Here is a 12,941-nt window from a genome sequence, read left to right as displayed (position 1 = left end):
TACCGCCCCAAGCAAGGTAACATCACACCCCGGCTTTTAATGTCCTGAGATGCCCCGCCAAGCTGTAATCGAGCAGCAAACGGTCCTCCGTCACCAATATAGCCCCAAGGTGCCTTGCAGTCGCAACGATGATCCTGTCTGCCGGATCGGAATGAATATCACCGGGCAGTCGCGTACTGGCAACCGCCACCTGTGGAGAAAGAGGTTCCAGCCTGATGCCCGGCAGCGCCAATGCCTCGTGAACCCATTCACCCACATCACGATCCAATACCAACCGTTCTTTACTCACCAGCATGGAAATTTCCCATGGAGAAATGGCAGAGATATATAAAGCGTCTTCTGCAACAGCCTGCTGAATAGCCCCACGCGCCCCCTTCCCCAAACGATTGCTGCCAACCAGAAGCCATACCAACGCGTGCGTATCCAGCAGTGTCACACTCACCGGCACGCCTCCCAGTCGTTTTCCAAAGGTGAAACAATATCCCTCTCCTGCTTTACACTCTGCGCCATTACGCCGAAGAGTTCTGGCTCCAAGGGCATGGGCACCAGTTTTGCCACGGCCTTGCCATGCTTGGTAATGATTAACGGTTCACGTGAATTGGCAACATCATCCAGTAATTTCAGACATTTAGCCTTGAAGTCGCCGGCACCAATCGTAGTTTGCATAATAACAGTCCCATGGTCATGATCTATAGTCATATAATAATCCCATCACCATTTTCTTGTACAGCCTCTACTCCACTGAAGCCTCAAATCACGCAGACTAAAATAAACCTGAATTTCAGACGGCTCTGTATTCTGTCTAGCCTCAAGCTTGGCAAACCAGGCCAAGGATTAACCTTACTAAACCGCTGACAACATTTTCACGCTGCAAGTCACTTTTCCAACTCCGTAAAAAAATTTCTGATTTTTTTCAAAATCGACGTCAGGGTTTTTCTTCCCCAAAAGTTATATCGGTATAACAAGATAGTTTTATTGGGGGAGAAGTAGGTTGGATATGTTGAAGTTCATGTACCGCATGGTGATCGTGTCGGCAGCCCTGTTGATGATCATCTTACTGGTGGTTGCCTCGCTTGCATCAGAAGCCGCAGAGCTGGATACCAGCCTGCCCGCTGCCAATGAAAACACCGGCACCCTCGCCCCCATCAATATCGACCTGCCCAGCCAGCCACTGGATGCCGCGCTCAAACAACTTGCCCGCACCACAGGCATGAGCGTCGCCTTTGACAGCAACCTTACCACCGGCAAAACCGCTCCCGCCGTCAAGGGCCGTATGAAGGCGAACGAAGCCCTCCGCATGCTATTAGCCGGCAGTGGTCTCGAATCCACTATCAACAAAGACAGCGCAATCATCAAACCTGTAATTGAGAAAGAAAATATCGACTTCAAAGTCGACGCCGTCGAGGTCCGTGCCAAACGCTTCTATGAAATTGGTCCTCTGCCTGGATTAGGTTTAACCAAGGAACAAATTCCAGGGAATGTTCAAAGTATTACTGCTCAGGAAATTAAAGAGTCTCACTCATTAAGCATTACTGACTTGATGAACCGAAAATTGCAATCCGTTAATGTCAACGATTATCAAGGCAATCCTTTCCAAATGGATGTGCAGTATCGAGGATTTACTGCAGGCCCTCAAATTGGCACCCCGCAAGGGTTATCAGTGTTTTTCGATGGCATTCGGGTGAATGAACCTTTCGGTGATGTGGTGAACTGGGACATGATTCCCATGAACGCCTTGGAAAGTTTCGATGTATTCCCAGGGTCAAATCCGATTTTCGGATTGAATACATTGGGTGGCGCGCTCACCATGAAAACCAAGGATGGCTTCAATCATACCGGTGTCAGCGCAGAAGTACTAACTGGATCATTTGGTAGAAAATATCTTCAAGCTGAGGCTGGCTGGAATAATGGGACAGTCGCCTTATTCGGCGCAGGCAACTTTTTCATGGAAGATGGCTGGCGCGAGAATTCACCAAGTCGGGTAAATCAGTTTTTTGGTAAAGCCAGCTATCGTGGAGACCAACTTGATCTTAACCTAAGCACGCTATGGGTTGGGACAGACTTGGTGGGCAATGGCTTGATTCCCAATCAAATGTATCAGCAAGACCGCAATGCCTCATTCACCTCAGAAGATACCACCGAAAACAGACTCACTCAATTCCAACTCTCCAGCAGCTATTTCGTAAGTGAAAGTTTCACCATCACTGGTCAGGTATATAGGAGAAATAGTGATCGGCGTGCATTGGGCGCAGATGCATATACAGATGGATTTCCTAGTACACAAGAATTACAGCGTAATTTAGCACCGGGTGAAGAAATCAGTTGCCAGTTTCTCAGTACCAATTCTTACGGTATTCCTGACTATTATGTATTTGCACTATCTGACCAATGGGATACCAGCTCACACCCATTTCTCCAAGACTTTTTTGCTAATAGTGGCAACCCTGGTTATGACCTAGATGCTGCGCTTGCACAATATGCCCCTGATGCTTTCAATGGAGAGTTATCCGCGGAATATGCCAAGGCAGCTAGAGAGGGATTTAATTACTGGAAAAATACGTTAGATCAAGCATTGTTCCAAGAAAATAATATCCCAGTACCAGCACAATGGGGAGATCCAACAGATTACTCCAATGGTGATTTTTCATACCTAACATTAGGTCCTTTGTATGATGTTTTTAGATCTAATGTATTAAATATTGACAATACAGGTTTTGAACCATCCCAAAATTACTTTTACACCGAAGATGGTGTGAAGCATGTGGTGCTTACTCGGTCTCCACTCAACAAAGACGTATGTCAAGGATCTCAAGCTGATTTAACTGATTACACTAGAAGTAATAATGGATTGCCAGTTAGCGCAGATGGCGCAGGACATGGCGGTACAGGTCAAATAGATGGCATACCGGTTGCAGTATTAACTGACAACAAAATTAAGCAACAAGTAGACGGTGCTTCACTACAGCTCAACTGGAATTTCGAGAAACATAAATTCATGGTTGGAGCTTCGATTGACATAGCCAAGGCGAGCTACTCCAATAGCCAACGTTTTGGGTTGTTCGATGAAGATCGCAAGGCTTATCTATCGCCAGAAAGCATACTCGATATGTATGTGGCAGCAGACTCACCCATTTCCAATAATAATTTTAGTGGTACTTCGACAACTAAAAGTATTTATGCCAGCGAAACCTGGAGTCCAATTGAAACGCTGCACCTTACCGGCTCAGCACGTTATAACGCTACCCATGTCAAAAACACTATCGCAACTAGAACAGCATTTACCTATTACCAATTAGCAGCGTATGTTGCAACACCTGATGCATTCAATCTTTGCTTAGGTAGTGCAGATAACTGCCCAAGCACAGGATATAAGCGTAGTGACGGTAGCAATTTATTAAAACCAGCAGAAACCGAGAAATTCAGTTTTTATTCTCTCAATCCTTCACTCGGTTTAACTTGGGATGCCAAGAAAGACCTCAATTTCTATGTTAATTGGGCGCAAGGCACACGCACACCCAGCGTTGTAGAACTTGGCTGCGCATTCGATGGCAGGCCTAGTGGTGGTAAAACCTGGGGAGGAGATGCTAATGGCAATGGCCTCCCTGATCCTGAAGAAATGGTGGATATACCTAATAGTCTTGCCCAGAATCGTTCGTGCACTTTACCCACTACCTTATCTGGTGACCCTTATCTGCCGCAAATCAAGGCAACGACTTATGACATAGGCCTGCGCGGTACCATCGGTGAAAACTTGCGTTGGAATATCGGTGCTTACCAGACAGATTTAAAAGACGATATTTACTTGGTCACGATTGGAGCTGCCAACAGCTTTTTCGACACAATTGGCAAAACCCGCCGTCGGGGCATCGAGGCAGGAATTTCAGGCAAGTGGAATAAGCTCAGCTTTGGTGTGAACTACGCGCTAACCGATGCCACTTTCCAAAATACCTTCGACATGATTTCAGACCATAACAGCAGTGCTGTTGTGAATCTTGCCAATGGGCTGGCAGGAATTCGTGGAGGAGAGTCTTTCAAATCCATTACGATCAAGCCAGGCGACCGCATGCCGGGGGTTCCTCTACATAACCTGAATGCCAACATGAGTTACGAAGTGACGGATAAATGGCGAGTAGGTTTCAGTGCTGTATTGCATTCTGAAAGCTTCATTCGCGGGAATGAAAATAACAAGCATCAACCCAATGTGACTGAATATTATGCCAACAATGTAGGGGACCTCGTTGCACGTCAACCATTCAGCAATCCTGGCAAGGTGGACGGTTATGCGATATTTAATTTCCAGACTAGTTATCAAATCAATTCTGAATGGTCAGCCTCCTTGTTGGTGAACAATCTGTTCGACAAAGAATATTTCACAGCAGGACGTTTAGGACGTAATCCATTCTCACCAAGCATCAATGGTGCCATTGGCCCTGGTGGCTACAACCATAATTCAGATGACTGGCTAAGTGCCAATTTCCTGGCACCGGGTGCACCTAGGGCAGCATGGTTCAGCCTGAGATATGAATTTTCACCAACCAAAAGGTAGTTAATCGCTACTGAATATGAATAGCTTCACTGAAATAAATCTAGGAAAGATTAAAGGGCATTATGGCTGCCCTTCAGCGTTCGACCTGATCAACTAAAGCACTCGCAAAGACTTGAACTGATTAGGAGAACTGGTGGTGCGGGCAACCATAATGCCCGCTAATTGTACCGTAAAGGAAATACCAATGAAAAACGCTACATTGAAATTAGCTGTTCTTGGAGTTTTCAGTATTGCATCTACTCAAGCAATTTCTGCCTTTGTCAATATCCCCACTACTGGATTTCCATCAAGTGCCTATACACGCTGCATGGCGCAACCCACTACAATTGGAGGAAGTGCTACGACGGTTGGCAACTTTGGCTCAGGTAGTGTTGGTAATGGCAACCCCACCCCAGCACCTACAACTACGGCTAATAATACTTGTGCGATTGTTCCTGCACCCGCAAATGACTCAACCTCTCCTGAAACGAACTATACGTTTGTAACATCTGCAAACCGACCCATAGTAGTCAATAATATTTATACCTCAGGGAATGTCACTGTCGGTGCTCTTCTCGAAGTTATTTGGCGAAAACCAGCCGCATCAGCACCAGTGACACCAACTCCTGTGTGCATCGTAGGAACAAGAGTTTCGTTAACTAACGTTGCTTACAGCAGTGTTCCCGCTTTATCTGGAGTTCGATTTGAAGTCAACGATTTAGCTCGTGGCGGTTTAAATGGTTTAACAGTAGATGCGGCATATGCTTTAACCACATCAACAGCATCACCTGTGTACCGAATAGGTCGAACTTACTCATCAGTTCAACACCGAGCATTAGCATTTGCTCCAAACTATGGTGACCAAGGAGGAGCACTCCCTGGGGTAGGCTATTTGGATTTGCCAGGATTAGGGTCATTTCCAGGCTCAATCAATGGTGTTAATCGCTTTACAGGAACAGCCGCTAACACCTTACCCCTAGCAAACCCTGCTACTGCTCAGCAGGAAGCAAGTGTAAATGATGCTTGGATTAATTTTACATTTGATGCAAACGCAGTCGATGATGATGGCAGCTCCAACCCAATTTCAGCCATGACATATGTAAAGTTCGCTTGCAACACTGATAATGCGGCGACAATTAACTCTGCTTACAACCCAACCACTAATCCCGGTGGCTGGACAAGATCAGATGTAATTCGTCTTCGCCAAACAGCCCAAGAATTTTCGCCCTTTATATCAGTAGGAACAAGTGGATATGTATTACCAGGTCAACCTGCAATAACACCTTCAAGCGTTGCACCATTTTAAGTAATAGTTAAGACGTTATTGAGTCGAAATACCGCAGCGAGATGACTAAACACTCGCTGCGAATTAAATCATTTTAGGAGAATAAAATGGCTATCAAGATTTTCAATGCGACGGAAACTGAATATACCGGCACAGCAAATGCTGATTTGATCATTGGCAATAATTTAGGCAACTTTATTGATAGTGCTGGTGGCAATGACCTCATTTTTGGAGGCAACGGCAATGATGCCATCTTTGCTGGCGATGGCAATGATATTGTATTTGGTGGTGGAGGCGATGACTTAATTGATTTAGGTTCTGGCAACGATATAGCGTTTGGCGGTAGTGGCTCAGACAACATATTTGGCGGAGCTGGAAATGACATCATATTTGGCGGTAGTGGTGATGACATCATTTTTGGCGATGATGGCGATGACATCTTAAGCGGTGGTGAAGGCTTTGACATTGTTTATGGTGGCGCAAGCACGCTAGGTGATGAAAATGTTGTCGGTAATCTGTATTTAGTTACCGACAATGATATTTTGATTGGTGAAAGTGGAAACGATACTTTCAGAATTGGTGCAGAAGCTGAAAATGTTATCATCACGGGCGGCGTATCAGGACTTGATAACTCTGGAAATCAAGCTCGTTATGTAGATGTTACAGAAAACGAAGAAACTGAAGAGCTATTCGCCTATGATACGGTCACAGGCCAAGTTGTTCTTCTTGATGATATTGATATTGCCGAGCAAACTGAAACAGATGCTCGTATTAATATTGTTACTCGCCCTGGTTCAAGTCAAATCAGCACAGCAGCTAGCACAATTGCTGGTTATAACGCGGTAGACACTCTTGAATTTACTCAGTCCGGCGACTTCTCAGAGTCATTGGTATTTTCTGGAATCGAACGCATTGAACTAGCCAGCGGTGTCAATATCGTTTTATCAGCCGAGCAGTTGGAAGAAAATGGGGAGTCTTTAAGCCGTGGGGAGCTCAACCCCGGCACCCATATCTACGGCGTTGCTGGCGGCCCAACGGAGTCTGTCACCATCAAGCTGGAATTCGAGGAAGAAGAGTTCGAGCCTGATGAAGATATTATTGGTGCTGAAGAAGTCGAGTACGAAGCTGCCGAGTTTGAGGTAGATGACTATTCGGTTGCCGAGCTATTCCACAACGTGGACATCATCTACGATGCTACAGAAGGTGAAGAAGGCAGCTATGTCCGCATCGATGGTGCCAATGAGTCTGCTGGTGCTCGCGAAATCGTGCTGGGCAGCGATGGCGTGGATTATGTTACCGCACGCTTGGGTGACGATGTAGTCTACGGCAATGGCGGCAATGACCTGCTGGTTGGCCATGGTGGCGCTGATTACCTCGACGGGGGCGAAGGTGACGATATCTTCCTGATCGGTGGTTTTGGCAGCGGCGTGCAAGGCACCACTTCCAAGGCTGACGACGGCAACCCAGAGTGGATCGCCACTGGCGACAAGCACGATGTGATCATTGGTGGCGAAGGCACAGATACCCTGCGCATTACTACAGGTATCGGCGCCAATACCCAGGCTGCCGGTACCATTGTGCTCAACGATGCCAATTTCCAGGAAGTGGAAGTGGTGCAGGTGGGCGGCACAGTAGGCCGCCTGAATGTGGAAAACACTGCCCTGCAACTGCTGAACGACCATTACTATTTCAGCGCCAACGGCACGGTAGCAGACCTTTCCAATAGCCGCGGTAACAATGGTGGCACTATCGACAACGTTGTGATTGATGCCTCCGGCGTGACGGCCAACGGCCTGACTTTTGAAGGTAACGGCAACACGCAGACCTTCATCGGCACGACGCAGGACGACCGCTTTATCGGCAACGGCGGCAACGATACGTTGACTGGCGGCGCAGGTTCCGACACCTTTGTCTTCGGCAAGGTGTGGGAGCAGATCGTCACGGGCGCTTCCAACGAGGTGCAGACCTACGTCAACACTGCCTTTGACCTCACAGGTGTAGATACCATCACCGACTTCGGCAGCGGCGTGGACAAGATCGAGCTCAACACTGATCAGTTCGCTTCCCTGGTCGGCTTCAATGCTGGTAACTTGGTGGTCGGTTCGGGTCCGCTCGATGCAGATGACTATCTTGTCTTCAACACTTCCACCAACACCCTGCAGTATTACGCAGATGGTAATGGCGGAAGCGCAGCGTTCGATATCGCTATCCTCACCGGCGTGACCTCGATTACAGCAGCAGACATCGTGGTTGTTTAATTAGGCGGCTGGGCCGGTCTTGTACCGGCCCGTTCAATCTCCTAATTTTATTTCCAGGAAAACTGTTTGCGTGGCCATTAACAATAACAAAGCAATACTGAAGAAAGCCCTGGCGGGAATAATCCCTCTTTCCCGCAAGGTGGTTTTCTTTGGTCTTTTTACCAACCTCATGGTGTTGGCACCATCGTGGTACATGCTCGAAGTCTATGATCGCGTGATTTTCAGTCGCAATCTCAGCACTTTGCTCATGCTGACCATGATGGTGATCTTTATTTACTTGGTCATGGAAAGCCTGGAATGGGTGCGCCGCGGCATGATGCTGCAGGCTGCCGACCAGCTTGACCAAACCCTGAGCACTCAGCTATTCAACGCAGCATTCGCTGCCAAGCTCGACTCAGCCAGCTTCCCGGCACAGCGCGTTTTTAACGACTATCGCAGCTTGCGGGAAATACTCTACTCCCCCGCCCTGATGGGCCTGATTGATATCCCGTTCATCCTGATTTTTATCACGGCGATTTTCCTGATTCATAGCAGCCTGGGCTACCTGACCTTGTTCGGGCTTGCCATCCAGACGCTCATCGCCTGCCTGAACCAGGTACGTGTGCAGCCGGCATTGCAAAAGGCCAATCAATACGCATTGGCGGCACAGCGTTATTTCACCAATATCCAGCAGCACTCTGAAGCAGTGCGCGCCATGGGCATGCAGGCGCCGCTGGAAACGCGCTGGCAAGATAAACAGCAGGCCTTCCTTGACAAGCAATCCGCTGCCTCCGAGATCGCTGGCAAGCATGCGGCCTATTCGAAATTCCTGCAAATCTCCCAGACTTCGCTGGTGCTTGGGCTGGGTTGCTATCTGGTGATCAATCAATCCCTGACCCATGGCGCCGCGATGATGATCGTGGCTTCCATCCTCGCTGCAAGGGTGCTGGCCCCGTTCAGCCAGTTGATTGCGCAATGGAGCAGCCTGGGCAACGCCTTGCAAGCCTACGGCAGGCTCAGCGACTTGCTGGATCAATACCCGACACCCGGACCAGGCATGCCATTGCCCGCCCCTACTGGCCAAATCTCGGTAGAAAACCTCAGCTACGCCCTGGCGGACAACCCCCGCGAGCCCTTGCTGCGCAACATCCATTTCCGCATGGCGCCGGGAGAAGTCCTGCTAGTCACCGGACCGTCTGCCTCCGGCAAGACAACCTTGTCGAAACTGCTGGTAGGCTTGCTGCAACCGAGCACAGGCAAGGTGCGGCTCGATGGGGTGGACGCTTTCCAGTGGAATAAGGAAGAGCTCGGGCAATACCTCGGCTACCTGCCGCAGGAAATCGAATTGCTCGACGGCACGATTGCCGACAATATCTGCCGCTTTGGCAGCCCTGACCCCGAGAAGCTCGCTAGCGTAATCGAACTGCTGCAACTGCACCCCTGGATAACGTCATTGCCCGAAGGGATCGACACCCGTATCGGCCATGAAGGTTATTTGCTCTCGGGCGGGCGTAGGCAGTTGGTCGGCCTGGCCCGTGCGCTTTATGGCAAGCCTGCCATCGTGGTGCTGGACGAGCCTAATGCCAATCTCGATGAAGCTAGCGAGCAGCGCCTGCAACAGGCGGTACGCATATTGAAGGCTCAGAACACGACGTTTGTCATCATCAGCCACCTGCAGGGCATCAAGGATATTTCCGACAGCATGATGGTGATGATGAAAGGCCAGGTGCTGCGCTACGGCAAGCCTGACGAAGTAATTGCCTCATTGCAGCAGCAACCAGGCAATGCGCCGAGGATACAGCCATGAGCAAGCTCCAACGCCCTGCATCCCTGCGTGGCTATCTTGCGCTGTTCAAGCCGGAAATCTGGGCGATTGCCATTTTCAGCATGGTCACCAATGTGCTGATGCTCGCTCCTACCCTTTATCTGCTGCAACTCTATGACCGTGTGCTGCTGAGCCGCAGCGAAATGACGCTGCTCGCGGTGACGCTGATCACCGTGTTCCTGTTCATGGTCATGGCATTTTCCGACTGGATACGTTCACTGGTGGCCATCAGGGCCGGTGTACGCTTTGACAAACTACTGACATCCAGGCTGTTCAACCTTGGCCTGGCGCATCGTGATGGAACATCCAACGGCACGCACCAAGCAATGCAGGACCTGACCTTTATCCGCCAGTTTGTTACCAGCAACGGCTTGTTTGCCTTCTTCGACCTGCCGTGGACACTTTTATATGTCGCCGTGTTGTTCATCCTCAGCCCGGTTCTCGGCGTATTGGCAGTTGTCTTGTGCATGGTCCAGTTTGGGCTGGCCCTGTGGAACCAGAAAACCACGGCCCAGCCACTGGACAAAGTAGCAGAAGCGCGCAACCACGGGCTGCAATTCCTCGACAGCAAGCTGCATAGTATCGAAACGCTGCACGTGCTGGGCATGATGCCCCAGTTAAGGCAGCGCTGGCTTGCCATCCAGTCCCGCTGGCATTGGCTGGATGCACTCGCCAGCCAGGTGCAGAACCGCAACCAGCGGGTCAACAAATTCGCACGCTATACCATGCAGTCCGGCATGCTCGGCGTCGCCGCACTGCTGGCGGTGAAAGGCGATATCTCGATCGGCGCCATGATCGCCTCCAATGTGCTGATTGCGCGTGCCCTGCAACCCTTTGACATTATCGTGGGCACTTGGAAGCAGTTCATCCAGGCAAAGACATCTGCAGCGAATGTCGACCTGTTGCTCGCCAGCGATGCCAGTGAGGATGAACCGTTGCACGACATACAGCCCGTCCAGCCGATCAAGGGCAAGCTGACGCTGGAACAGTTAAGCGTGCAAGCACCGAATGGCAAGCCTATCCTCAATCCATTGAGCCTGGGCATAGAACCAGGCGAAATTCTCGGCATCCTCGGCCCTTCCGGCTCTGGCAAGACCACGCTGGTACGCTGCCTGGTCAATACCTGCGACACCCGGCAAGGCGAACTGTTGGTGGACGGCGTTCCCCTGAAACAGATTCCAAACGCGGCATATGCGCAATCGCTGGGCTACCTGCCGCAGGAGGTGGCCTTGCTGGAAGGCAGCATCGCCGAAAATATCGCCCGCTTCATGCAGCCGGAGCCTGAAAAAGTAATCCAGGCAGCACAGGCAGCGGGAATTCATGAAGCCATCCTGCGCTTGCCCAAAGGCTACGACACCCGCATCAGCCCTGAATCGCCCGCACTATCAGGCGGACAGCGCCAGTTGGTGGGCCTGGCAAGGGCGATCTACCAGCAACCGGCTGTCATTGTCCTCGATGAGCCCAATTCGCACCTTGATGACCAAGGCGAAGCCAGCCTGATTACCGCGCTGCTGTTGTTGAAAAACCAGGGCAAGACCATCGTCATCGTCTCGCACCGCACGCACATCCTCAAGATTACAGACAAGTTACTGGTGCTCGACCAGGGCGCCGTGGTGTGCCATGGCCCGCGCGACCAGGTGATCGCTACGCTCAACCGAGCAAGACAAGCCCCAGCAAGCAAGGTGGCATAAGGATGGAGCATATGAACCTGCCTTTGAAGCATGAATTAGCAGAGTTGCCTGTGGATGATCACAAGGTCATCCCCTTGCATGAGAAAAAGCATGAACAGCATACGACCCGGCTGGGATTCATCATCCTGCTGCTCGGCTTTGGCGGCTTCATGGCATGGGCTGCCTTTGCCCCCTTGGATGAAGGCGTGCCTACAGAGGGCGTGGTGACGGTAGAAGGACGGCATAAAACGGTACAGCACCTGACTGGCGGCATCATCAGCAAGCTGATGGTGCATGAAGGCAAGGCCGTGCAGGCAGGCGACGTGCTGTTTACGCTGGATGAGACTGCCAGCAAGGCGCGCTTTGACGAAGTCAGGCAGCGCTACCTGGGGCTGCTGGCGCAGGAAAGCCGCCTGGTTGCGGAAAAGTTGGGTGCCAGCAGCATCAGCTTCCATGAAGAATTGCTCAAGCAGCAAAGCGACCCCTATGTACAGCAGTTGATGCTGAACCAGTCGCAGTTGTTGCGGGCACGTCAATATGCCTTGCGCGCCGATGTGGAGGCATTGCGTGAATCCATCCAGGGCCAGGAAGCCTTGATCGAAGGCTACCAAGGGGTTGCAGGCAGCTACCGCTCGCAACTGGAATTGCTGACCCAGCAGACTGCCGGCATCAGGCAACTGGTCAGCGAAGGCTATGCCCCGCGCAACCAGCAGAACGAACTGGAACAGAAGCTCGCCCAGACCTACGGCCTGATCGCCACCAACGATTCCAATATCCTGCGCAGCCGCAAGGCGATCCTCGAACTGCAGCAACGCATTACCGCGCGCGAGCAGACCGAGAAAAAGGAAATCGACACCGAGATGGCGCAGGTCAAGCTCGCCGTGCAGGCCGATGCCGAGAAATACAAGCCGCTATGGGATGAATTGCAGCGCGTGACAATGACTGCGCCGGTGAGTGGCCAGGTGGTGGGCTTGCAGGTGCACACCCTGGGGGCAATTATCCAGCCCGGGCAGAAGATCATGGATATCGTGCCGTTCGACGAGCCCCTGATCCTGGATGCGAGAATCCCGCCGCACCTGATCGACAAGATCCATGTCGGGCAGGATGCCGATGTCCGCTTCTCAAGCTTTTCCAATACGCCGCAGCTATTGCTGGAAGGCAAGGTCAAGACGGTTTCAAGCGACCTCCTGGTAGATACGGACCACCAGCCCCCGTCGAGCTACTACCTCGCCCGCATCAACATCACGGAAGAAGGCATGAAAACGCTGGGCGACCGTCGCCTGCAACCCGGCATGCCGGTGCAGGTCGTGATCCGCACCGGCGAACGCACCCTGCTCACCTATCTCATGCACCCCCTGGTCAAGCGCATTGCGGCTTCAATGAAGGAGGAATAAGGGTT

The 12,941-nt window shown here is 50.9% G+C and carries 8 protein-coding genes; 6 read left to right on the top strand and 2 right to left on the bottom strand.

Annotation, left to right across the window (positions count from 1 at the left end; all coding sequences use genetic code 11):
• Positions 1 to 22: 22 nt before the first annotated feature.
• Both LG198_RS01185 and LG198_RS01180 read right to left on the bottom strand, forming a co-directional pair.
• The gene (locus LG198_RS01185) at positions 23 to 442 is read right to left on the bottom strand and encodes a type II toxin-antitoxin system VapC family toxin (protein WP_230341344.1); all 420 of its coding nucleotides are present in this window, start codon (positions 440 to 442) and stop codon (positions 23 to 25) included.
• On the bottom strand, positions 439 to 699 hold the full coding sequence (locus LG198_RS01180; RefSeq protein ID WP_230341343.1) for a type II toxin-antitoxin system Phd/YefM family antitoxin: 261 nt from the start codon (positions 697 to 699) through the stop codon (positions 439 to 441). The genes LG198_RS01185 and LG198_RS01180 overlap by 4 nt, the downstream gene beginning before the upstream one ends.
• Before the next feature lie 298 nt (positions 700 to 997).
• Here LG198_RS01180 and LG198_RS01175 point away from each other — a divergent pair, with 298 nt between their 5' ends.
• The 6 genes from LG198_RS01175 (at position 998) to LG198_RS01150 (ending at position 12,936) form a co-directional block, all read left to right on the top strand.
• Positions 998 to 4,546 (top strand): TonB-dependent receptor domain-containing protein, encoded by a 3,549-nt coding sequence (locus LG198_RS01175; RefSeq protein WP_230341342.1) that lies wholly within the window; start codon positions 998 to 1,000, stop codon positions 4,544 to 4,546.
• A 184-nt stretch (positions 4,547 to 4,730) separates the two neighbouring features.
• Entirely contained in the window at positions 4,731 to 5,831 is a 1,101-nt protein-coding gene (locus LG198_RS01170) for a hypothetical protein (protein WP_230341341.1), read from the top strand.
• A gap of 86 nt (positions 5,832 to 5,917) precedes the next feature.
• Positions 5,918 to 8,068, top strand: coding sequence for a calcium-binding protein (locus LG198_RS01165; protein ID WP_230341340.1), 2,151 nt, complete (start codon positions 5,918 to 5,920; stop codon positions 8,066 to 8,068).
• 70 nt (positions 8,069 to 8,138) lie between these two features.
• A complete protein-coding gene (locus tag LG198_RS01160; protein WP_230341339.1) occupies positions 8,139 to 9,854 on the top strand; it encodes a type I secretion system permease/ATPase in 1,716 nt (571 codons plus the stop codon).
• Positions 9,851 to 11,563 carry a type I secretion system permease/ATPase gene (locus LG198_RS01155; protein ID WP_230341338.1) on the top strand — a complete coding sequence of 571 codons (1,713 nt, stop codon included), beginning with the start codon at positions 9,851 to 9,853 and terminating at the stop codon, positions 11,561 to 11,563. The genes LG198_RS01160 and LG198_RS01155 overlap by 4 nt, the downstream gene beginning before the upstream one ends.
• A gap of 11 nt (positions 11,564 to 11,574) precedes the next feature.
• On the top strand, positions 11,575 to 12,936 hold the full coding sequence (locus tag LG198_RS01150; protein ID WP_230341337.1) for an HlyD family type I secretion periplasmic adaptor subunit: 1,362 nt from the start codon (positions 11,575 to 11,577) through the stop codon (positions 12,934 to 12,936).
• Positions 12,937 to 12,941 lie beyond the last annotated feature (5 nt).

The sequence above is a fragment of the Methylobacillus arboreus genome (genome assembly GCF_020532725.1).
In the GTDB taxonomy this organism is placed as follows: domain Bacteria; phylum Pseudomonadota; class Gammaproteobacteria; order Burkholderiales; family Methylophilaceae; genus Methylobacillus; species Methylobacillus arboreus.
Note: the sequence above shows the minus strand (reverse complement) of the source record. Positions and strands in the feature narration are given on the sequence as shown.